Origin of the sequence: Microvirga sp. 3-52, assembly GCF_018383585.1 — a bacterium.
GTDB lineage: Bacteria > Pseudomonadota > Alphaproteobacteria > Rhizobiales > Beijerinckiaceae > Microvirga.
This window is the reverse complement of record NZ_JAHAMK010000028.1, coordinates 41509-62404: the sequence shown is the minus strand read 5'-3', so window position 1 is coordinate 62404 and position 20896 is coordinate 41509. Positions and strand designations below refer to the sequence as shown.

Annotated in this window: 22 protein-coding genes; 12 read left to right on the top strand and 10 right to left on the bottom strand. The window is 61.7% G+C overall.

Annotation, left to right across the window (positions count from 1 at the left end):
- Positions 1–174: 174 nt before the first annotated feature.
- Entirely contained in the window at positions 175–1230 is a 1056-nt protein-coding gene (locus KHP60_RS18855; RefSeq protein WP_213565863.1) for a hemerythrin domain-containing protein, read from the bottom strand.
- A gap of 226 nt (positions 1231–1456) precedes the next feature.
- Between KHP60_RS18855 and KHP60_RS18850 the strand changes: the two genes are divergently transcribed.
- Positions 1457–2464 (top strand): threo-3-hydroxy-L-aspartate ammonia-lyase, encoded by a 1008-nt coding sequence (locus tag KHP60_RS18850; RefSeq protein ID WP_213565862.1) that lies wholly within the window; start codon positions 1457–1459, stop codon positions 2462–2464.
- Positions 2465–2628: 164 nt separating this feature from the next.
- Here the strand turns inward: KHP60_RS18850 and KHP60_RS18845 are convergent, their stop codons facing one another.
- Positions 2629–3312, bottom strand: a complete 684-nt coding sequence (locus KHP60_RS18845; RefSeq protein WP_213565861.1) for a hypothetical protein — start codon at positions 3310–3312, stop codon at positions 2629–2631.
- 102 nt (positions 3313–3414) lie between these two features.
- Entirely contained in the window at positions 3415–4191 is a 777-nt protein-coding gene (locus tag KHP60_RS18840) for a class I SAM-dependent methyltransferase (protein WP_213565860.1), read from the bottom strand.
- Positions 4192–4397: 206 nt separating this feature from the next.
- Here KHP60_RS18840 and KHP60_RS18835 point away from each other — a divergent pair, with 206 nt between their 5' ends.
- From KHP60_RS18835 to KHP60_RS18825, 3 genes are read left to right on the top strand one after another with little or no spacing between them, the layout of a single operon-like run.
- Positions 4398–5534, top strand: a complete 1137-nt coding sequence (locus tag KHP60_RS18835) for an ABC transporter substrate-binding protein (protein WP_249688926.1) — start codon at positions 4398–4400, stop codon at positions 5532–5534.
- Between the two features lie 4 nt (positions 5535–5538).
- Complete coding sequence (locus tag KHP60_RS18830; protein ID WP_213565859.1) at positions 5539–6603, top strand: iron ABC transporter permease; 1065 nt, start codon at positions 5539–5541, stop codon at positions 6601–6603.
- On the top strand, positions 6597–7367 hold the full coding sequence (locus KHP60_RS18825; RefSeq protein ID WP_213565858.1) for an ABC transporter ATP-binding protein: 771 nt from the start codon (positions 6597–6599) through the stop codon (positions 7365–7367). The genes KHP60_RS18830 and KHP60_RS18825 overlap by 7 nt, the downstream gene beginning before the upstream one ends.
- Before the next feature lie 129 nt (positions 7368–7496).
- Here KHP60_RS18825 and KHP60_RS18820 read toward each other — a convergent pair whose 3' ends face one another.
- From KHP60_RS18820 to KHP60_RS18810, 3 genes are all read right to left on the bottom strand, one after another.
- The gene (locus tag KHP60_RS18820; protein WP_213565857.1) at positions 7497–7754 is read right to left on the bottom strand and encodes a DUF6894 family protein; all 258 of its coding nucleotides are present in this window, start codon (positions 7752–7754) and stop codon (positions 7497–7499) included.
- A 172-nt stretch (positions 7755–7926) separates the two neighbouring features.
- Positions 7927–8235 (bottom strand): putative quinol monooxygenase, encoded by a 309-nt coding sequence (locus KHP60_RS18815; protein WP_213565856.1) that lies wholly within the window; start codon positions 8233–8235, stop codon positions 7927–7929.
- A gap of 641 nt (positions 8236–8876) precedes the next feature.
- A complete protein-coding gene (locus KHP60_RS18810; RefSeq protein ID WP_213565855.1) occupies positions 8877–9173 on the bottom strand; it encodes a hypothetical protein in 297 nt (98 codons plus the stop codon).
- A gap of 198 nt (positions 9174–9371) precedes the next feature.
- Here KHP60_RS18810 and ampC point away from each other — a divergent pair, with 198 nt between their 5' ends.
- On the top strand, positions 9372–10532 hold the full coding sequence (ampC, locus tag KHP60_RS18805; protein WP_213565854.1) for a class C beta-lactamase: 1161 nt from the start codon (positions 9372–9374) through the stop codon (positions 10530–10532).
- Between the two features lie 142 nt (positions 10533–10674).
- On the opposite strand, the gene KHP60_RS18800 is transcribed toward ampC, so the two are convergent.
- Positions 10675–10998 carry a hypothetical protein gene (locus tag KHP60_RS18800; RefSeq protein WP_213565853.1) on the bottom strand — a complete coding sequence of 108 codons (324 nt, stop codon included), beginning with the start codon at positions 10996–10998 and terminating at the stop codon, positions 10675–10677.
- 246 nt (positions 10999–11244) lie between these two features.
- Here KHP60_RS18800 and KHP60_RS18795 point away from each other — a divergent pair, with 246 nt between their 5' ends.
- From KHP60_RS18795 to KHP60_RS18785, 3 genes are all read left to right on the top strand, one after another.
- Positions 11245–11658 carry a response regulator gene (locus KHP60_RS18795; protein WP_213565852.1) on the top strand — a complete coding sequence of 138 codons (414 nt, stop codon included), beginning with the start codon at positions 11245–11247 and terminating at the stop codon, positions 11656–11658.
- Positions 11659–11808: 150 nt separating this feature from the next.
- Complete coding sequence (locus KHP60_RS18790; protein WP_213565851.1) at positions 11809–11976, top strand: hypothetical protein; 168 nt, start codon at positions 11809–11811, stop codon at positions 11974–11976.
- A gap of 52 nt (positions 11977–12028) precedes the next feature.
- On the top strand, positions 12029–12295 hold the full coding sequence (locus KHP60_RS18785) for a hypothetical protein (RefSeq protein WP_213565850.1): 267 nt from the start codon (positions 12029–12031) through the stop codon (positions 12293–12295).
- A gap of 523 nt (positions 12296–12818) precedes the next feature.
- Here KHP60_RS18785 and KHP60_RS18780 read toward each other — a convergent pair.
- Positions 12819–13082, bottom strand: coding sequence for a hypothetical protein (locus KHP60_RS18780; RefSeq protein ID WP_213565849.1), 264 nt, complete (start codon positions 13080–13082; stop codon positions 12819–12821).
- Between the two features lie 630 nt (positions 13083–13712).
- The gene (locus KHP60_RS18775) at positions 13713–13955 is read right to left on the bottom strand and encodes a DUF3297 family protein (RefSeq protein ID WP_213565848.1); all 243 of its coding nucleotides are present in this window, start codon (positions 13953–13955) and stop codon (positions 13713–13715) included.
- 178 nt (positions 13956–14133) lie between these two features.
- Here KHP60_RS18775 and kynA point away from each other — a divergent pair, with 178 nt between their 5' ends.
- The 4 genes from kynA (at position 14134) to KHP60_RS18755 (ending at position 19644) form a co-directional block, all read left to right on the top strand.
- Positions 14134–14958, top strand: coding sequence for a tryptophan 2,3-dioxygenase (kynA, locus tag KHP60_RS18770; RefSeq protein ID WP_283770726.1), 825 nt, complete (start codon positions 14134–14136; stop codon positions 14956–14958).
- 15 nt (positions 14959–14973) lie between these two features.
- On the top strand, positions 14974–16167 hold the full coding sequence (locus KHP60_RS18765; RefSeq protein ID WP_213565847.1) for an aminotransferase class V-fold PLP-dependent enzyme: 1194 nt from the start codon (positions 14974–14976) through the stop codon (positions 16165–16167).
- Positions 16168–16385: 218 nt separating this feature from the next.
- Positions 16386–17720, top strand: a complete 1335-nt coding sequence (locus KHP60_RS18760) for an adenylate/guanylate cyclase domain-containing protein (RefSeq protein WP_213565846.1) — start codon at positions 16386–16388, stop codon at positions 17718–17720.
- 109 nt (positions 17721–17829) lie between these two features.
- Positions 17830–19644 carry a metallophosphoesterase gene (locus tag KHP60_RS18755; RefSeq protein WP_249688924.1) on the top strand — a complete coding sequence of 605 codons (1815 nt, stop codon included), beginning with the start codon at positions 17830–17832 and terminating at the stop codon, positions 19642–19644.
- Here the strand turns inward: KHP60_RS18755 and KHP60_RS18750 are convergent.
- Positions 19538–20641 (bottom strand): AI-2E family transporter, encoded by a 1104-nt coding sequence (locus KHP60_RS18750; RefSeq protein WP_409366299.1) that lies wholly within the window; start codon positions 20639–20641, stop codon positions 19538–19540. The genes KHP60_RS18755 and KHP60_RS18750 overlap by 107 nt on opposite strands.
- Between the last annotated feature and the right edge of the window lie 255 nt (positions 20642–20896).

Here is a 20896-nt window from a genome sequence, read left to right as displayed (position 1 = left end):
TCTCAACTTGAGGAAGGTCGCCGCGCGCACCGGCGACCAGAACACGCGCACGCAGATCAGCGGAATAGGGCTGGGGCATGGCTTGCCTCCCGGGCCATATGCCTGTCAACGCACAGCCCACCCGAATGGATTCAAGTCCAGATCAAAAGCGCTTTAGGCGACCAGAGACGGGCGCTATCGCCCGTCCCGTTTCAGCGCCCCTGAATCCGCACCGCCCGTCTGTGCGCCGCCGGTGCCGATGGAGCCCGTGGAGGCGGCAGGGCCACCTGCGGGAAGCGTCCCGCCCGGCTGCAGCGGGGTTGACACGCCCGAGGGCGCGCGCGGCGGATGGGCCGAAGAGAACCAGTTGTCGTCGGACGGGCTTCCACCCGCTGCGGGAGACGCTCCGCCGGCACCGTGCAGCAGCGCGTCGTCGCCCTGGGCTGCTCCCTGCGCGCTGCCCGTCGCCCTGCTTGCCGACATTCCTGTGCTGGAAGCTGCGCCGGCCGCCGACGATGCGCCTGCCCGATAGGTCCGGGCCCCTGATGAGGTCCGTCCCACGGCATTGCGGGAGCTTTCCAGGCTCCGGTCGATGACCCCGCTGTCGAGCGGAAATGGCGGTTCCGGGCGTCGGCGTGCCTCATGCAGCGGCCTGTTCTGCCGCGAGCCGCTGTGGCCGGACCGGGTCATGGTCCACAGGAGCGCACCGGCCCCGATGGCGGCAGCGCCTGCGAGCACACCGAACACCGTGCCGGTGGGAAGTCCATAGCGGCTCGGCATCATGGATTGCGGCATATGCCAGCGCTCCGCCTCGTAGGATGCGATCCGCTCGCGCTCGTAGGTACGCCGAAGGCTCTTGAGTTCGCTCGGGGAGAACGCGCCGCGGGCGACGATCATCACGCCGTTTTCCTCGAGTGTGAAGGCGTGCCGGATGGAGCCGGTCAGGTCCTTGAAGTCCGCGGCCCAATCCTGGCCGTTCTTGTCGGGCCGGGACGCGAGGTCGTCGAGCTGGCGCAGGATATCGTCCTGCCTTTGCTCGAGATCGGCCACGTAGCTGGCCGTGCGCTCGTGGCCTGACAAAGCCGGATAAAGGACATTCTGCTGCGCTGCAATGTGCCGCTCCAGCTCGTCCTGGAGATCGGCGAAGAGTTCTGCGCGGCTGTTAGGCCCGGTGCTAGTGGCCCGGAGAACCTCGCGGCAGAGCTCTTCGATGTTCGCGTGGTCCGTCACCACCATTTGCCATAGGTCCATGGGAGGCCTCCTGTCATGCCTTGATAAGCATGAACGGCTTGAGCGGAGGGCTGTTCCGCTGGCGACGGACTTTGGCCAAACCTAACCCCAAAGACCTCCCGGCCCTCAAAAAAGCCCCAAAGGTGACAAGCATTGCACAAAGTTGCTATGGACTAAAATCATAACCGGGCCTTGCGCATGGGAGGCGTAAGGGCTTGTCCGAAGCTTCAAAAAGCGTGAGAGATTGATGAACGCGCCAACCCCGCAAGCCGTCGAGACCGTCGCCGCTTCCTCGGTGAATCTGCCGACTTACGACGATGTCATCACGGCGGCGCGGCGCATCAACGGGGTGGCCCATCGAACGCCGGTTCTCACATCCCGCACCGCCGATGAGCGCACGGGTGGAAGGCTGTTCTTCAAGGCGGAGAATTTCCAGCGGGGCGGCGCGTTCAAGTTCCGTGGGGCCTACAACGCCATCGCTCGGCTGTCGCCTGACGCGAGAAAGCGCGGCGTCGTGGCGTTCTCCTCCGGCAATCATGCCCAGGCCATCGCCTATGCCGGGCAGCTGCAGGAGGTGCCGACCGTCATCATCATGCCGCAGGATGCGCCGGCCATGAAGGTCGCCGCCACCAAGGGTTACGGCGGCGAGGTGGTGCTTTACGACCGCTACAAGGAAGATCGCGAGGCCATCGGGCGCAAGCTTTCCCAGGAGCGCGGCCTGACCCTCATCCCGCCCTACGACCATGAGGACGTGATCGCCGGCCAAGGCACGGCGACGAAGGAGCTGATCGAAGAGGTCGGTCCCCTCGACATGCTGCTCGTCTGCGTCGGCGGCGGCGGATTGCTCGCGGGCTCGGCGCTCTCCTCCAAGGCGCTCTCGCCCGACTGCCGGATTTACGGCGTCGAGCCGGAAGCCGGCAACGATGCTCAGCAATCGTTCCGCACGGGCTCCATCGTCAGGATTCCTGTGCCCGCCACCATCGCCGACGGTGCGCAGACGACCTATGTGGGCAACAAGACGTTCCCCATCATGCGCGCCCTCGTCGATGACATCCTCACCGTCTCCGACGCGCAACTGGTCGACACCATGCGCTTCTTCGTCGAGCGCATGAAGATCGTGGTCGAGCCCACCGGCTGCCTCGCAGCCGCGGCCGCCCTCCACGACATCGTGCCCTGCAAGGGCAAGCGCGTCGGTATCATCATCAGCGGCGGCAACGTGGATCCTAGAGCGCTGGCGGGATTCCTCGCGGGATAGTGGTTCAGGCAAGTTCCAGTGTCATTCCCGGCCGGAGCGCAGCGGAGGGGGATGTCCCGGCCATCCCGATGCTGTGAGGCGCCCCACCTTTCCATTCGGGATCACCGGCACAAGGCCGGTGATGACGTGGAGGATGTTGGACGCGTTCGTGAGCACTGCATGCGTCACGGACCGACACGTACGACAACGGCGATCCCGTCGTGATCGCCGGTCGTGAACTTCGGATCGCCGATCAGCGCGTTGGCGAGATCGACGAACCGGCTCACCTTGAAATCGGTGCTGCGGTCGAGACGTTGGGTGAAATCGTCCCGCGCCCGGTTGAAGGAACCGTAACTATGCGGCGGATCACGAAGCGGATCGATCTCCTCACGGCTGAAGGCCCCTGCGAAGAGATATCCTTGTCCGAGTTGATGGGGCCCGAAGATGCGGCCGTGATTATTGCTCACCTCGAAGATGTCGTTCGAGAAGGCATCGTCCCTGCCCTGGGGCAGTTGCGCATAAAGCTGTCCGCCGATGAAGCCCTGATAGCCCGTCGAATGGCCGAAGCGGATCGGATAGCCGGCACGAGCGGCTGCGGCCAGCAGTCTCACCTTCGCCTCCTCGGCGGATGAGGCTCCCTCATCGAGGATGATGACGTTGATCGGCTCGCGCAGGTTCTTGCCATGATAGATCTCGCCGAGCCAGTCGGACGGCACGCCCTGGGCCGTCAGCATCCATTTGCCGACGGCGGGCAAGCCGTCCGGAGTTGCGAAATCGACATCCGGTCTCTGCTGGGAATGAGCCCCAAACACCGCCCCGCCTGTCAGCGCGGCGCATACAACGAGAAGCTCGATCAGGGCTCGTCCCATATGCCTTCTCCCGGTGCAGCTCTAGAGAGTGCATCAGAAGAGCACGATCCGGCCCGGCAGGCTACGGATTTTCAGATGCAGCGAATCGTGCGGCCCCGAGCTCTAGTCTTTCACCGCAAGGACCGCGTAGCGGTGCTGCGTGGCGCGCTCGAGCCCTTTGAGCAGCGGCAGGTTCTTCGCCTGCGCGCGGTGGATCGGCTTGAGATCGCGGTCGATGATCGTCTTTGCGAAACCCGCCTCGCGCAGCAACGCCGCCACTTCCTGCGCCCGCGCTCCCCTGGAGAAGTAGACCCGGCTCAGGATGCGCTCATGGGTCTCGCGCATGGCATTGGGCGCATGCGAAGCTCCGGCAAGGCCCGGCACCAGCTTCCCGACGAGCCGGATCATGCGCTTGACGAGCGTATCCGATACGAAGTCCCCGTCGACGACGAGAAGCCGCCCACCGGGTTTGAGCAGAGAGTGCCATTCCCTGAACGCGGCCTTGGGATCGACGAGCGTCCACACCAGGTGGCGTGTGACGAGCACGTCGTAGGTCCCCGGCTTTTCCAGGGTGCGCTCGGCATCGCCCATCACGAAGCGGATGTCGGCGCCACGCTTGGCCGCCTTGGCCCGCGCCTGGTTGAGCATCGCCTCCGACCAGTCGAGACCCGTGACGACGAAGCCGAGACCGTGCAGCAGGTGAGAGATCACGCCCGTGCCACTGGCGAGATCGAGCGCCCTGCGGCCCTCGCCGGGTCCGAGATGCCGCAGGAAAAGATCTCGCCACGCCTGCCGTTCCGCATCCGAGAAGATCTCGTGCCCGACCTGCTCGTCGAAGGTCGGAGCGCGTAAAGACCAATAGTCGCGGATCTCGTCCCGAAGGGTGTAGTTCGAATTCATCGAAGGCTCATGAAGGCAGTGATTTCGGCGCTGCTCTAGGCATAAATCCGCAACTCGTCAAACTGTAATCGTTACAAACTATAGAATAGAACTGTTTTAAAGTAGAGATTTACTTTTTAATTGAAGTAATTCTAAAAGATATTCCTTGCGCGGTATCCAGGCTGGACATAGGAAAAGCCCGCTTTCCCATGATTATGAGGCGCATCATGCAACTCTCCAAACTGGCTCTCGGTGCTGTCCTGGCGTTCGTGGGACTCCTGCCCGTTCCTTCCCATGCGGCCGACAAGATCACGGTGACCGACATCACGGGACGCCAAGTTGAAGTAAAAGCGCCTGTTGAGAAAGTAATCCTCGGAGAGGGGCGCCAGATGTACTTCGTGGCAACCCTCGACACGGACCAGCCGTTCAAGCGCGTGGTCGGCTGGCGTGACGATCTGCAGAAGGCGGATCTCGACGGCTACAAGGATTATCTCGCCAAGTATCCGCAGATCGACAAGATCCCGACCTTCGGCGGCTTCAAGGAAGGCACCTTCGATGTGGAACAGGCCGTCTCGCTCAAGCCCGACGTGATCCTCCTCAACATCGAGGCGAAGACGGCCACCGACGACGCCAAGCTCATCGAGAAGCTCGCCAAGATCGACATCCCGGTCGTCTTCGTCGACTTCCGCGAAAAGCCGTTCGAGAACACCGATGCGAGCATGCGCCTCATGGGCAAGCTGTTCGGCAAGGAGGCGCGCGCGGAGGAGTTTATCTCGTTCAGAAAAGCGCAGATCGACCTCGTGACCGAGCGCCTTGCGAAGGCGAACCCGACGAAGCCGGTAGTGATGGTGGAACGCGCGGGCGGCTATTCCGACGATTGCTGCATGTCATTCGGCAACGAGAACTTCGGCAAGTTCGTGGAAGTCGCAGGCGGGCAGAACATGGCGGCCAAGATCATTCCCGGCACCTTCGGGGTGGTGAATCCGGAACAGATTATCGCGGCCAATCCGGATCAGGTCATCGTCACGGGTTCGAACTGGGAACTCTACGTTCCCGGCGGCGCCTGGGTCGGCGTCGGCTCCGGGGCGGACAAGGCCAAGGCGCGGGACAAGCTCGCCGCGCTGATGAAGCGTCCCGCCTATACCGGCGTGAAGGCCGTGCAAAACAAGCAGGTTCACGCCATCTGGCACCAGTTCTACAACAGCCCCTATCAGTTCATCGCCATTCAGGCGATGGCCAAGTGGCTGCATCCGGATCTGTTCAAGGACGTCGATCCTGAGCAGACCATGCGGGCGCTCTACGACCGCTTCCTGCCGGTTCCCTACAAGACCGGCTACTGGGTCTCCCTCACCGACAAGGAATAGGCCCTTGGCCCACTCGCCCGCCATTGCGGCCCCTAAAGGACGCGGAGCCTACCGAGTCCTAGTCCAGCGCAAGAAGCTCGTGCTTCTTGCGCTCTCCGTTGTTTTGGCCTTGTCCGTGATCGCCGATCTCGGACTGGGTCCGGCCCGCTACACCATGCGCGAGGTCGTTCTGGCGCTCATGGGTTCGCCCGATGTCTCGCTGCAGATCAGCGTGGTGATCTGGGACATCCGCATGCCGGTAGCGCTCATGGCGGTCGTGGTGGGCGCCGCGCTGTCCGCAGCGGGCGCGCAGATGCAGACGATCCTCAACAACCCGCTCGCCAGCCCCTTCACGCTCGGCATCTCGGCAGCAGCGAGCTTCGGCGCTTCGATCGCGCTCGTCTTCGGCGTCGGCATCCTGCCTTGGGCCATCGATTACGTGGTGTCGATCAACGCTCTTCTCATGGCCATGGCGGCAGCACTCTTCATTCATTTCATGAGCCAGAAGCGCGGCGTCACCGTCGAGACCATCGTGCTGCTCGGCATCACCCTCGTCTTCACCTTCAACGCGCTTCTCGCGCTGGTGCAGTATCTCGCCTCCGAACAGGCGCTTTCCGCCGTGGTGTTCTGGACCATGGGCAGCCTGACGCGCGCCACATGGCCGAAGCTTGCCATCACCACAATCGTGCTCGCGGTCTCGCTCCCCCTCTTCATGCGTCGCGCCTGGGCGCTTACCGCGCTTCGCCTCGGCGAGGACAAGGCGGCGAGCTTCGGCGTCAACGTGCGCTGGTTGCGCCTTGAGACGATGATGATCATCAGCCTGCTGGCTGCCGTGCCCGTGGCCTTCGTGGGCACCATCGGCTTCATCGGCCTCGTCGGCCCGCATATCGCCCGCATGCTGGTGGGCGAGGATCAACGCTACTTCCTGCCCGCCTCCGTTCTGTCGGGCGCCGCGATCCTGTCGCTCACTTCGGTCGTCAGCAAGTCCATCGTGCCCGGAACGATCTTTCCCATCGGCATCATCACGGCTCTGGTGGGCGTGCCGTTCCTTTTCAGCCTGATCATGTCCAGCCGGAGGCGCTCATGGTAGCGACCCTGCAACTCACCGATGTCGGCGTGCGCTACGGGAAGCAGGAGGTTCTCTCCGGCGTCACCACGCCGGTGCTCAAGGGCGGCGAGGTCACCGCCGTGATCGGGCCGAACGCCGCCGGCAAGTCGAGCCTGTTCCGACGCATCGCCGGCCTGCTCGACGGCCCCGGCGTCATCAGCATCGACGACGGAACCCTTCAGCCGAGCCCGGGTCACGTCTGCTACATGCCTCAGGACACCTCCGTGAACACGGTGCTGACCGTCTACGAGTCGATCCTGCTCGCCCGCAAGCAGGGTGCCGGCCGCAAAGTCACGGACGAGGATCTCGAAGAAGTCGACGGCGTCCTCCACAGCCTGCAGATCGAGGCCATTTCCTTCAAAGGCCTGCATGAACTCAGCGGCGGGCAGCGTCAGCTGGTCTCCCTCGCCCAGGTGCTGGTGCGCGACCCGAAGATCCTGCTCCTCGACGAGCCGACGAGCGCCCTCGACTTGCATCGGCAGGTGGAGGTGCTGGCCCTGATCCGCTCCCTCGCCAAGGAACGCGGAATCTGCGTCATCCTCGCCATCCACGACCTCAACCAGGTTCTGCGCGTGGCGGACCGGGTGATGGTGATCGATGCCGGCACCATGGTGACGTGTGGACCTGTCGAGACAGTGATCACCGCCACCCTGCTCCAGAACATCTACAAGGTGGAAGGCCGCATCGAGCAATGCTCCCGGCTGTGTCCCCACGTAATCATCGACGGCCCGCTCGGACGCGCCTGAGCGGCGGCGGGCCAAGACTTGTGAGGTTCCAGGATTCGCCGAATTGCGCCCGCTTTCGGCCTCGGGTCTCTCCCAAAGGACGGAAGCGTCAATGCGATCCGACGTAGTCTACCATATCGGGGGCAAGTCCTAGTTGGCGGGCTGATCGTCAACCGCGCCCTCTTCGATCACAAGCGAGAGGGCCATCCGCACCGTGACTTTGCCTGCTTGATCCCTCACGTTGACCACGAAGGTTCGGTGATTGCCATCAGGAAGAGCATCCGTCGCCATTTCAGGCAGACGTTTCTGTGCCTCGGCTTTGGCGATCTCCACGCTCTCCAGTTCCAAGCCCGCCTCATCGGACACGAGCTCGTTCCCGTCAAAGGTGTCGAAGAAGAAGCGCGGCATTGAACCCCCAGGCGTAAAGCTGTGGTTGTCAATGACTGCGCACAGCGTTTGTTCACCACATCCGACTATAAACCTGAGGACGCCCCACACCCGCGACATCACTGCCGCCTTTGATTTAATGGGCCAACAACTCGCGGCCGTGGCTACTGATCGGCGACATCAGGTGGGGAGATTACGGCTCCTGATGAGGCTTATAAGCCAATATGTCCAACCGCTGGATCTCTGGAGGGTCGACGAAGAGGTCCGGAGCTTGTTGGATCAAGGTCACGGCAACCTGCCCCGCCAGATGAGCATCCCGAGCGTCCTCGTCCGGAAAGGCATCGAAAATCGCGAAGGTGTTGTGGTCGAAGCGCACCGCGTACCAGGTCGTCGTACCAGGCTCCTCCTGAGCGAGGGACAGAAGCGAGCGCAGAAACTCAGCCGCCTCCTCCTCTTTGCCCACCCTTGCCTCGAGAGCCACATAGAGAGCGAGTTTGGCCATGCCACGATCCTTATTCGGTCCCCCTGGGACGGCCGGGAAAGATATGGAGCGGGTAGAGACAACGCCCAGGTTGCTCCATCACCACCCCTCTCCTCGTCCTGTAAGACAGTTGAGTGAAGCTCTCGTCACCCAGTCCGGCTATACCCTCTGCATGACCTGTCCCGCTACACCGCGGCCGTTCCGAACTCACCGGCCGAAGTCGCCAAACAGAATATTTACCCTACGGCAGATTTCTACTGGCCATTATCGACTTTAGTCGTATGATGATGCCTGCAAGCTGTGTCGTGTGAGCGCTCATGATGATCGACCGGACCACAGCGTTATGAAGTGCAATGGGGCTCATTATGAGCAATTACAACGGGCACGACCGCCCTTTTCCCAGATGGTTTCCTTATGCCGTCAGCGGCTCTCTGATCGCCGTGGCGGCCCTCCTGAAGGTTCAGGGAATTCTTTAACGGCTCTCCGAGATTAGCCTCTTCGAGATTAGCAAGGCTGCGACGAGAGCGGTTACTCGCTGCGCTTGGCAGCCCAGAGCAGCGGACCCAAAGGCGGATTTGCACTTTTGGGATCCATTCGATGTTGCTTCTTTGAGGAGCGCACCCTGGATCCGGAAAACCCGGGCCACTTGTCCGCACCATGCGCTACCGCTTTCTGGCAGCAGCTGCCTGGGTCGCTTTGAGGGTCGTTTCGACCTTATCGAGCTTGTCCTCGATTTTATCGAGTTTCGTCAGGATCTGGTAGAGGAGGTCCGGGACCACACGGGCATGATCGACGTTCTCGCGAGACGCCTTCGCGACCGCCTGCGTCGCCTCGATCAACTCGCGCATATCCGCCCGGCTTGCGGTCACGGCGTCATTGGCCGGCACAGGGCTGGTTTGGCCTAAGGCCTGGCTCGTCAAGCCGATCATCAGAAGCGAAGCGATAGCCACATAGCGCATTGTCAGGCTCCAAAAGAATGTGAGTAGAAATCTCAAGATGGCGGCAGCAAAGCAAAGACTTTCTTGATGGAATACAGCGATCTCTGTTGAAAGAGTTGAACTCCGGGCTCGATAGCGCCTCCCGGTGCGCCATCCCCCGTCATCATCCACGGTAGCGCGTGCTACCTTCATAAACGACAGACATACCCACCGAAGGAGATGCTTTTGCCGTCGCGACTTTACCCCAGGCTCGCAGCTGCTCTTCTCGCCTGCACCTTCACCCTGTCCGACGCTCTGGCCGCCCCCGATCAGGGCGCAATCGTGCGGCAGGCTGTCGACGAAGCGATGAAGCCGGTCATCGAGCAATACGGCATCCCCGGGCTGGCCATTGCGGTGACGATCGACGGACAACGCCATTTCATCGAGTATGGCTTGGCCTCGAAGGAACCTCGGGTTCCCGTCACGCGCGATACTCTCTTCGAGCTGGGTTCGATCAGCAAGACGTTTACCGCGACCTTGGCGACCTATGCCGTGGTGGAAGGCAGGCTGTCGCTGAACGACAGCGTCACCCGGCATATGCCGGAGCTGAAGGGCAGCGCCCTCGACAAGGTGCGGCTCTTGGATCTCGCGACGCATACGGCAGGCGGCTTCCCACTTCAGCTGCCTGGAAATGTGAAGGATCAAAAGCAACTTACTGCCTATTATCGGGCGTGGAAGCCCAAGGACGCTCCGGGCACTCATCGCAGCTATGCCAACCCGAGCATCGGCCTTCTCGGCATGGTCACTGCACGAACCATGGACGCAGGTTTCGCGCCTCTGGCGCAGGACCTGTTCCACAATCTCGGTCTGCAGCGGACCTATATCGATGTTCCCGCGGCCGAGATGAAATCATACGCCTGGGGCTACAGCCGCGACGACAGGCCGATCCGCGTCTCCCGAGCCCTGCTCGCGGACGAAGCCTATGGGGTGAAATCGAACGCCGTCGACATGATCCGCTTCCTCGAGGTGAACATGGGCATCGGCTCGGTGCCGGAGAAAGTCGCCCAAGCCCTCCGTGCGACACACAGAGGCTACTTCCGCTCGGGCGACCTGATCCAGGATCTCATCTGGGAGCAATACCCCTATCCGGTTGCGCTGGACAAACTCGTTGCCGGCAACACGATGAACCAGAAGGTCCATCCGGCAACCGCGATCGATCCGCCCATGGCGCCGCAAAAGGACATGATCATCAACAAGACCGGATCCACCCTCGGTTTCGGCGCCTACGTGGCCTTCATTCCAGGCAGGAAGGTTGGCATCGTCATGCTGGCGAACAAGGGCTATCCCAACGAGGCCCGGGTGAAGGCGGCCCATCAGGTGCTTTCACGTCTGACCAGGTAAGCCGCCCTCGGGGTGTGTCGCGGCGCCTCCGGCAAAGCGGGCGGAGGGCATGACGATGCTCCACTTTTGGAACAGCGCATCGTCTTCGCAGAGAACCGGGCCCACTTTTCACTGGCGTGGCCCTGCGGGTCCGCACGATGCGCTAGCACTCGGTCTTCTGTTTCGTCGTGGTGTCACCGAACTCGTCCGTCTTCTGCTGTGTCGTTGTTGAGCATCCGGTGCTGCCGGTCGCCCCTACATCCCGGTGCTCGATGATCACGTTCTTCTGGTCCGGACCGGACGCGGCACCACCGGCTACCCCACCGATGCCCGCTCCGACGGCAGCACCGACGGGCCCGCCCACGACGGCTCCCGCCGTACCGCCGGCAATCGCGCCGGCCGCCGCACCACCCTCCTCCGCGCATACCAGAGTCGGGACCGCGACCAGCATCGCAGCAATCGTGAATCTGAAATCTGAGGGACGCATGGCTCGTTCTCCAAATTAAGGGAGCAAGGATGCCAGGATAACGGCGCAGGCAGCCTCCCGTTTCAGCGTGGCGGCATTCACCAAAGCCTCAGCCGACCCGACTGGCGCCCGTGGACGGTTCGGCAGGATCGCCTCGGGGGCCGTGGCGGCGACCATTCGGTACGATCCCCCGGAAGGAGCAGCCTCAATTAAGACGGCGTTAATCGAAGGAGGCGGAGAATCGTCAATCATCTGGGGGAAACCAGAATGCTTTCCGCTCCTCGCTCCAGGGCTACGGTCCTTGTTGTCGAAGATGATGCGATCACCCGCGAGCTCCTCGCTCAGCTTCTGCAGACGAGCGGGTTCGAGGTGATGGCCGCACCCAATGGAGAGCGCGCGTTGCTGACCTTGTGCCAGGAAGGGGACGAGATCGACTGGCTCGTGAGCAAGGTGAGCCTGCCAGGGCTCGTCTGCGGCTGGATCCTGAAGGACGAATACCAGAGCCATCATCCCGACCGGCCCGTGCTGCTGATCGCAGCCCTCGATCCAGCCGAGATCCCATCCGCACACGCAGTGTTTGTCCCGCCGGCATCCCCGGTCAGAGTTCTCGAGATCCTGCAGGCTCTGAGGGGTCCGGAAGCGGCTCATGTTCTCCCGTTTCCGAGTTCAAAGGCTGCTTGATCCTTGTCGCTCCCCGCTGCTGACGATGCGCGAGAGGCAAGCAGGCATCTTTTCGCCCTAGGACGGGCAGGACCGACCTGCGCCGGCCAAGTTCAGCTTCTGATCGGAACGTCGTGAATTTTTTCCGTTTCCCGACCGGGTGAGCGGAGAATGAGCAAGAACGATCAGGAACGGCGCAATGCGTTCCAGAATCTGTCCTCCACAAAGGCGAAGCTCGCCCGGCATGAGCGCATGACAGGCCCCATCCTGGGCGCGCCCATCGTTTCGGCGCTCCTGACTCTCAGCCTGCTGATAGGCCACCTTGTCCAATCGTCGTAGCGACCGCATGAGCATTAACGATCTTGTCACGCCTGTCCGACATACAAGGGTGATGACTTACTCCCGCGATACCAAAGCCGTCTCCGAGTTCACCGGCGAGTCCATCAGCACCTGGTCCGAAGAATGGCGCATCGAGACGGAAGCCCGCACTGTCCTCAAGATGTCGAAGCAGGAGCGGGACGTCTTCTTCAACGGCCGGAAGGACGAAAACGGACGTAGCATCGACCGGGGGGTGATCGGCATCCGTGGATTGAAGGCAGCTGAAGAGATCAAAGCGACGATGGAACGGCTGCAGGAAGCCCGCAGCAGGCCTAAGTAACGGACGCCATACCTAACGCCGCTGGTTCTGGCGATAGACGGAAATCATGGGCATAAAGAGAAAAGGGCCGCGCCCAGTCTTAAGATGACTGTGTTCGCGGCCCTTCGAACCGTATTTGCCCCTACGGTTAGCCCGGCATAAATCATATGCTATGCCTGATCAAGTCGAAATAGTTTTCAAATAAACCATCTATAGCGTCAGAATAGCGCAGTTATTCTATTGACACGCCTCATTCGGGTCAGGAACGGTCACAATTTGGCCAAAATACTCCACGAATAGATAGGTTCACCGACCTTGTTATTTGCCCCTACGGGTCGGACCTTAAAGCGCCCCTGAACGCGGGCGCTTTCTTTTTTGGGATTCGGCCTCCACTTGCTTTTGCCGCAATCGGGAACCGCTCAGTTTTCCTGTGAGATGATCGCAAGAGCCGCGTCGGCGAAACCAGTTCCGGCTCTGCCGACGCGTCTTGCTCGCACCGGACGATGCGCTCAATACCAGTGGCACCGTCGAATGAGCTTGGTCATCACGACGATCCTTGAGGGGCGAAGAAGCAGATGATGGCTCGCGTTGTCGGTTCTTCGCAGATGTGGAATTTCGTGTCCGGAGACATCTTGGCATGGTCACGGCCGACGAGGCGCCCGTCCCAGAGCCTCCAGCCGTCTTCCGTCTCGGTCACGGTCTCGCCTCTGGCCTCGGTCAATTCGCGGCAATCGTGATCGTCGCAGCACCAGGTCGGATACCAGCTATGGGCCAGGGCTGGCGCGCTGAGGAGCCAGCCTGCTGTCACGAGTGTTGTCCGTCGCCGTCTAACGGCCATTCAGAATAAGCCTTTCGCCAGCGCATCGTGCAGGAACGCGGGTCCGGCGTTTCGCTGGCGCGGACCTTCGGCTCGCGCCCATCGATGCGCTCATGAAGGGGTGAGCATCGGCCCCTTTTTGGATCCGTTGCTCTGGGATGCTCCCGATCGACAAGCTTATCCCGGATCCGCGTTCGCGCCATCCCACACGTCCGGCTTTGGCGAAACGGCGCCGGTGCGGTAATTTATATGGCCTCGGCTGAACACGAAGGCGCCAGCCGCATTCCTCTTGGCCTCCGGGTCACCGAAGGGGTTCAGGTCATGACGGCAACGAAGGCAGAAGACGACCTGGTCGACGCCGGCTCGGAATATTCGTTTCCGGCCAGCGATCCGCCCTCCTATATGGGCGGAGCCTTGATCGCAGGACCCCCACCCCATGACGGCGAGCCGCCCCGCGAACCGGTGTCTCACGAACTCATCAACCCCGATGAGGCAAGGCCAGCCGAAGGTGCCCTATAGGGATTGGATCCCGCCCGGATCGGCGAAGCGGCATACGGCCGGGCTTCACCGGCAACAATCCCTGAGAGGATGACGGGGCCACGTCCCGCGTTCCGTCTCGCCTCACTCCTTGGTCTGCAGATAAGGCTCGACCTTGCCCTTGAGCTTGATGGTCATGGGATTTCCGAAGCGATCCTTGGCATTGCCGGCGGTGACGCGGACCCAGCCTTCGCTGATGCAATACTCGTCCACATTGGTCTTCTCGGCCCCGTTGAAGCGGATGCCTACCCCCTTGGCGATCAACTCCTCGTTGAAATAGGGGCTGTTCGGGTTCGAGGACAGGCGGTCGGGAAGCGTGTCGGTCATACGAGAGTTTCTCCAAAGATGGGTCAATCCAGGGCGGGCAACCTACCCTCTTGGGACCAGGATGCCAATTCCGACCCGCCCGACGTGACAAGCCCGCCGCAATGTCCTACTTTCGTCGAACTTTGCTAAGGTAAGGTGACAATCCGCAGCAAAGCGGAGGCAGATCAGGGAGACAGCGTTGTCCGCAGCGACAGACGGGATTCACACCGATTTTTCAGAAGGCATGAGCTATGGGGACTATCTCCAGCTCGACACTCTCCTCTCCGCCCAGACACCCCTGACGGCCGAGCACGACGAGCTTCTCTTCATCACCATTCATCAGGTGATGGAGCTTTGGCTGAAGCTCCTGAACCGGGAACTCGATACGGCACTGGCCCATATCCGGGCGGACGAGCTCCAGCCTGCCTTCAAATGCACCGCGCGTATCAACCGAATCCAGGAGCAGCTGATCCAGGCTTGGACCGTGCTCTCCACCATGACGCCTTCCGACTACCTGAGCTTCCGACCGGCCCTCGGGAAATCCTCCGGCTTCCAATCATGGCAATACCGTCTGGTGGAGTTCAAGCTCGGAGCCAAGGATGCCGTCAAGATGGCGCCGCACAAACACCGGAACGACCTCGCGGAGCAGCTCGAAGCCGCCTACCGGGCGCCGAGCCTCTACGACGAGGCCCTGCGCCTCCTGGCGCGGCGCGGCTACGCGATCCCGGCCGAAGTGCTCGATCGCGATGTAACGCAACCCTACACGGCACATCCCAGCGTCGAGGCCGTCTGGGAGGAGATCTACCGCCACGCGGGCGAGCATTTCGATCTCTACGAACTCGCCGAGGAGCTGGTCGATCTGGAGGATGCCTTCCAGCAATGGCGCTTCCGGCACATGAAGACCGTGGAGCGCATCATCGGCATGCGCAGCGGCACAGGTGGCAGCACCGGCGTGGCCTATCTGCGCAAGGCGCTCGAACACTACTTCTTTCCCGAACTCTGGTCCGTGCGTGGCAGGCTGTGACGGAGGACATACACGATGCTTGACCTTCGCTCACAATTCTCCCGCTTCCTCAACACCGAGCCGGACCGCTTGCATTTCGCGGCCCATAGCCACCATCCCTGGCCGGATGTGACCCGCGACGCGCAGCTCCAGGCCTGGGACGATGCCGCCCGCCTCATCGACGACAAGTGGGAGCATGTGTTAGGTCCGGTTCTCGAAGAGTATCGCGGCCACGTGGCCGGACACCTCAACCTTCCGGATCCATCGACGATAGCGGTTGCACCCAATACGCATGAACTCTTGAAGCGCGTTCTTTCCTGCTTCCCCACGGACCGCCCGGTCCGCATCCTGACCTCGGACGGCGAATTCCATTCCTTCACGCGCCAGATTGCACGTCTGGAAGAAGACCGGCTCGTTGCCGTCACGCGCGTGCCGGCGGAACCCTTCACGACATTCGAAGACCGCTTCTTCACGGCTGCGCAGGACGGCTACGATCTCGTTTTCGTCAGTCAGGTCTTCTTCAATTCTGGCTTCGCCCCCGACGGGCGCAGGCTCGCGGAATGCGCCTGCGATGGTGCCATGATCGTGATCGACGGCTATCACGGCTTCATGGCGCGGCCGACGGATCTCGGCAGCATCGCGGAGCGCGTATTCTACATCGCCGGCGGCTACAAATATGCAATGGCCGGCGAAGGTGCATGCTTCATGCACTGCCCGCCCGGATGGGGGCCGCGCCCGCGCGACACCGGCTGGTATGCCGCCTTCGGCAATCTCACCAACGCGCAGAGCGGACAGGTCGGGTACAGCGACGATGCCTGGCGCTTCATGGGTGCGACCTTCGACGCCTCGGGTCTCTATCGCTTCAACGCGGTCATGCGCTGGCTGGCGGATGAAGGCATCACGCCGGGCATCATCCACGCCCATGCAAAGGCGCTGCAACAGCACTTCCTGCGGCGCATCAGTAATTCCATCCTGTTCGAGGAAGCCCCGCTCGTCGTGCCAGCCGACGAGACACGGCGCGGCAATTTCCTCACCTTCCAGACGCCGGCGGCTCAAGCGATCCATCGCGATCTGGCGGAGCTGCGCGTGGTGACCGACGTCCGCGGACAACGCCTGCGCCTCGGGTTCGGCATCTACCAGACGGAAGAGGAAGTGGACGATCTCGTCCGCCGCATCGACGAGGCGGGCGCGCTGGAGTCCCTGCCGGTCAATACATCCTCGGCGGCTTGAAGAAGATCGCTGTCCGCATTCACCGTTCAGTCAAGCGCGCGGGGAAACACAGTTTCGCTGTCACTTGGCTTTTCGATTTGACATAACGCGGGCTAGAGCAGAGCATTTGTCCCTGCTCTAGCCCGCACGATGCCATGGTGGCATGTCCGTGTCGGACCCAACCTGAATCCCCCCTGCTTCTGACCATCGCGTCGGACAGCCAGTTTCGGAGCCAGGCCATGCCGGTCGACACATACTACGCCAGAAGCGGCGATCTCAGGATCGCCTACCAGGTGGTCGGCCAGGGACCGCTCGATCTGGTCTTCGTTCCAGGGTTCATCTCCAATCTCGATCTTTACTGGGACGAGCCGAACATGGCTCATTTCCTGTCGCGCCTGAGTACATTCAGCCGTCTCATCCTCTTCGACAAGCGCGGCACCGGGCTTTCGGACCGCCTGGGAAACCTTCCGACGCTCGAGGAGCGCATGGACGATGTGCGCGCGGTCATGGATGCCGTGGGCAGCAGGAAAGCCGCCCTCCTGGGAATATCCGAAGGGGGCGCAATGAGCATGCTCTTTGCGGCGACCTACCCTGAACGGACTCAGTCCCTGATCCTTTACGGCACCTATGCCGATTTCCACACATGGGTATTGCCGCCCGACCGGTTCGAACGGTTTCTGGAGAAGGTCGATCGATCCTGGGGACAGGGCGAAAGTCTCGGCGCCTTTGCACCGACCATGATGGCGGATGAGCGATTTAAGCAATGGTGGGCGCGGTTCGAGCGGATGGGCGCCAGCCCCTCGGCCGTCATCACTCTCATGCGGATGAACAGCCCGATCGACGTGCGCCATATCCTTCCGGCAATCCGCGTGCCGACACTCGTCCTGCATCGCTCGGACGACACACGGGTCAATGTGGAGGGAGGTCGCTATCTCGCAGCCAACATACCTGGAGCGAAATATGTCGAGCTTCCGGGAATGGATCATGTCATGTGGGCGGGCAACGTGAACCCGCTGACCAATGAGATCGAGGAGTTTCTCACCGGCACGCACACTGAGAGCGAACCGGACCGGGTGCTGGCGACCGTCTTGTTCACGGATATCGTGGATTCAACCAGAAGAGCGGCAGCGATGGGCGACCGCGGCTGGCATGCCCTTCTCAGCGAGCACGATAGAATCATCCGAGACGCAATCGACCGATTTCGGGGACGTGAGATCAAGACGCTCGGCGATGGATTTCTGGCGACCTTCGACGGCCCCGCTCGCGCCGTCCGATGCGCGAGCGGGATCATCGACGCGCTCCATCCATTGAACTTGAATGTCCGATGTGGCGTCCATACCGGTGAGGTCGAGATGAAGGGTGACGATATCGGCGGCATAGCGGTTCATATCGCGGCCCGGATCGCCTCCCTGGCAGATGGTGGCGAGGTACTGGTATCGCGGACGGTGCGAGATCTCGTTGCCGGATCCAATCTGCCTTTGGAGGCTAGGGGCGACTTTGCCCTGAAGGGGCTGAGCGAGCGCATGCCGCTCTATGCCGTTGCAGCACTTCAGCGAACTGGAATACGCGCTTGACTTCGTGATCGATCCGACTGCCACGGCAGAGATCGCACTGGCAGAACTTGGCAGGTAAGAGACCATGCGGGAGCCGAATCCGTTGCCACGAATGGATCTTTGGAAGCCCATGCTGATCGATCCGCGCCTCGGCGATGCGGAGGATGACGTCGCGAGCACCAAGAGCCGGTCTCTTCTTGCCATCGGCGGACGACTTCTTGCAGAGATCAGCCTTCCGAAGCTCGTCCTAGCCTGGATCATGCTGATCGGCCTCCCTGCCATCCTCCTGGGCCTTGCGCCGTTGGTCATTCTGGGATGGGCAACCACAATATCCGGACAGGTCGCGTCCGCACTGGCAGGATTCTGGTCGCTGCTGATCGTTGCCGGTCTCATCACCCTCGCGTGGATCGGCGGAAAACCTGTGTTGCGTGCTGCCGAACAAAGCTTCTGGTCTCTCAATGCACTGGCCGTTCAGCCCGTCTATGCCTTGTTTCGCGAAGGGTTGCGGCACGTCATCGGCAAACTCGCTCCCGATCTCAGGCCACGTCGGCATACGCATCTGTACGCCATCGCGGCAGTCGGAGGCGGCATCCTGGTGAGTTCCTTGTCGCTCTGGCTCGTCGTCCTCGCCTGGCCTGCTTCACGCTGGGTCGGTGAAGCGGGAGACGTTCTGGCGCCGTTCCAGCTGATTGGCCCTGCCCTCGCCAATGCCGTGGTCATCGTCGGATGCTATGTCACGGGCGCCGCCCTCATATGGGCCCTTGCAGATGGCGCCTTGGGACGGCCCGCCGACCTCATGACCTTCACCGATATGCCCTCCGATGCTCGAACCTGGCGCATCGCGCACCTGTCCGATCTCCATGCGGTCGGAGAGCGCTACGGATTCCGGATCGAAAGCGGCCGGACAGGTCCTCAAGGCAACGAGAGAATCCGCCGTGTCCTCGATCGGCTGGATGCTTTTCACGCACAGCATCCCCTGGACCTTGTTCTGATCACCGGCGACATGACGGATGCGGGCCGGTCCGGAGAGTGGGCGGAGTTCATGGATGCGGTCGTGGCTCATCCCGAACTCGCCGGGCGTCTGCTGATCCTTCCCGGCAACCATGACGTCAATGTCGTCGATCGTGCCAATCCGGCTCGGCTCGAATTGCCGACGAGTCCAGGTAAGCGCCTTCGCCAGTTCCGGACCCTCTCCGCCATCGAAGCTCTGCAGGGAGACAAGGTCTTCTGCTTCGATTCCGACACCGGACGCCTCGGCCTCACCCTCACGGAACGTCTCGCCCGGTACCGGGACGACATCGAGACCTTTGCCGATTCAGGAGGGATCCGCCAATCTCTACGACTGGCTCAGATCTGGGATGACGTGTTCCCCATGATCGTTCCACCGAAAACAGATGACGGCGTCGGCGTCGTGCTTCTTAACTCGAACGCGGAAGCACATTTTTCCTTCACGAATGCTCTTGGCATCATATCGGCTCTTCAAGCGCAGGGCCTTACGACCACCATGGAGCGGTATCCGCGCGCCGGCTGGATCGTGGCGCTTCATCACCATCTCGTAGAGTATCCCACGCCGGCGAAAGCATTCTCCGAGCGCATTGGCACGGCTCTGATCAACGGCTCATGGTTCGTCAGACAGCTCCGCCCCTTTGCCGACCGGCTCGTGGTGTTCCACGGGCACCGGCACACCGAATGGATCGGGCAGTCCGGGGGCGTTCGGATCGTCTCCGCCTCCTCTCCCGTGATGGATGTGGCGGAGAACGGCAGCGCCTCGTTCTTCGTGCACACGCTTGCGGTCAGCCATGGCGAGCTGAAGCTCGCCATGCCGGAGCGGGTGGAGGTCAGGCTTCTGGATGGGCATGATCGGGGATGGGCTGATCCGTCTCCTCCGGCGGACCCAGCTGTATCGCCAGCCAACGGGTCGATGGATCCTGGGCACAGAAGGTGAGAACGGCAATCGTGATCGGGAGGCCGATGAACGTTCCCGGCAGTCCCCATAAGAACGTCCAGAGGAAGATCGAGAACAGCACGACGAAGGGCGACATGGCGAGCATGGTACCGGAGAGGCGCGGCTCGATGTAACTTCCGACCACGAATTGGATCACATTCAGGCAGGCGAAGACCACTATGACGGCCTGCCAGGTGTCGAACTGGACCATCGCGAGCAATGTCGGAAACAGCGTCGCGATGAAGGGACCGATGAAGGGGATGTAGTTCAACGTGAAGGCAATCACCCCCCACTCCTGGGCGAGCGGCAGCCCGAAGAGCATTGCGAAGGCCCAAACGAGTACGCCGGTCAGGACGCTCATCATGGTTCGCACCACCATGTATCGCCTGATCTTTGCCGCTGCCTCCTCGCTTCCGGCGAGCAAGACCCGCGCGATACGACGGTTCGGAAGAGTTCCGATCTTTCTGGCCGTTCCTTCGACCTCGAGCAAGCCCAGGATGACATAGACGAGAACGACGAGCCAGAAGCTCAAGGTCGTATTCACCTGGCCGGTGAGCTTCTGCATGAGGCCCACGATCCAGCTGATGTTGAAGTGATCGGCCCAAAGGCTCGCCACAGCGATCCCTTGCTCCTCGAGCCAAAAAGCCATCTGGTTGTAGAGCGCCTGGAACCGGCTCAAGTTGATGAGGATCCAACGCCCGACCCGACTGAAGGCCCAGACGATGAGCGAAGCGAAGCCGCTGAACGCCACCACGAGCAGCATGACGCTGATCGCCAAGGCGATCAGGCGTGGGATATAGGTCTGGAGGCGGAATTGCAGCGGCCAGACGATCGCGATCAGGAACAGCGAGAAGGCAACCGGAGCGATAACCGCCTCGGCCACATAGATCGCACCCAGGAAAGCCAGGATCACGAGCGTGATCAAAGCCCAGTGCGTCAATCCGAAATCGGAGGATACGCGACGAGCTTCTTCCAAGGGAGCTTGAGGCCGATCCACATCGTCTCTCCCGGTTTATCGTAGCGTCGGAGATCACTGGTTTTATCCGTTGCCACCTGTCGCCAACGCACCGGCCTGAATTTCCGAGGCCTTCCATCTCGACAATTCTGGAGTGGGCAGGCTGGAGCGCGACTTTGTTATACGATACCGAGTGTTCGCCTAACGAGCAATCGAATGCTTGCAGCAGGTCCGTGAGCCTTGTTCTGCAACGAAGCAGCAGCCACCGCCAGGTGCCGATCAGGGTCCCTCCACCCT

Excerpts from the sequence above, each read along its gene's own strand:
- KHP60_RS18825 (WP_213565858.1), top strand. The coding sequence starts at position 6,597 with ATGGTAGCGACCCTGCAACTCACCGATGTCGGCGTGCGCTACGGGAAG.
- KHP60_RS18840 (WP_213565860.1), bottom strand. The coding sequence starts at position 4,191 with ATGAATTCGAACTACACCCTTCGGGACGAGATCCGCGACTATTGGTCT.
- KHP60_RS18855 (WP_213565863.1), bottom strand. The coding sequence starts at position 1,230 with ATGGACCTATGGCAAATGGTGGTGACGGACCACGCGAACATCGAAGAG.
- KHP60_RS18795 (WP_213565852.1), top strand. The coding sequence starts at position 11,245 with ATGCTTTCCGCTCCTCGCTCCAGGGCTACGGTCCTTGTTGTCGAAGAT.
- KHP60_RS18815 (WP_213565856.1), bottom strand. The coding sequence starts at position 8,235 with ATGGCCAAACTCGCTCTCTATGTGGCTCTCGAGGCAAGGGTGGGCAAA.
- KHP60_RS18820 (WP_213565857.1), bottom strand. The coding sequence starts at position 7,754 with ATGCCGCGCTTCTTCTTCGACACCTTTGACGGGAACGAGCTCGTGTCC.
- KHP60_RS18810 (WP_213565855.1), bottom strand. The coding sequence starts at position 9,173 with ATGCGCTATGTGGCTATCGCTTCGCTTCTGATGATCGGCTTGACGAGC.
- KHP60_RS18790 (WP_213565851.1), top strand. The coding sequence starts at position 11,809 with ATGAGCAAGAACGATCAGGAACGGCGCAATGCGTTCCAGAATCTGTCC.
- KHP60_RS18850 (WP_213565862.1), top strand. The coding sequence starts at position 1,457 with ATGAACGCGCCAACCCCGCAAGCCGTCGAGACCGTCGCCGCTTCCTCG.
- KHP60_RS18765 (WP_213565847.1), top strand. The coding sequence starts at position 14,974 with ATGCTTGACCTTCGCTCACAATTCTCCCGCTTCCTCAACACCGAGCCG.
- KHP60_RS18845 (WP_213565861.1), bottom strand. The coding sequence starts at position 3,312 with ATGGGACGAGCCCTGATCGAGCTTCTCGTTGTATGCGCCGCGCTGACA.
- KHP60_RS18835 (WP_249688926.1), top strand. The coding sequence starts at position 4,398 with ATGCAACTCTCCAAACTGGCTCTCGGTGCTGTCCTGGCGTTCGTGGGA.
- KHP60_RS18775 (WP_213565848.1), bottom strand. The coding sequence starts at position 13,955 with ATGACCGACACGCTTCCCGACCGCCTGTCCTCGAACCCGAACAGCCCC.
- KHP60_RS18800 (WP_213565853.1), bottom strand. The coding sequence starts at position 10,998 with ATGCGTCCCTCAGATTTCAGATTCACGATTGCTGCGATGCTGGTCGCG.
- ampC (WP_213565854.1), top strand. The coding sequence starts at position 9,372 with ATGCTTTTGCCGTCGCGACTTTACCCCAGGCTCGCAGCTGCTCTTCTC.
- KHP60_RS18785 (WP_213565850.1), top strand. The coding sequence starts at position 12,029 with ATGACTTACTCCCGCGATACCAAAGCCGTCTCCGAGTTCACCGGCGAG.
- KHP60_RS18755 (WP_249688924.1), top strand. The coding sequence starts at position 17,830 with ATGCTGATCGATCCGCGCCTCGGCGATGCGGAGGATGACGTCGCGAGC.
- KHP60_RS18760 (WP_213565846.1), top strand. The coding sequence starts at position 16,386 with ATGCCGGTCGACACATACTACGCCAGAAGCGGCGATCTCAGGATCGCC.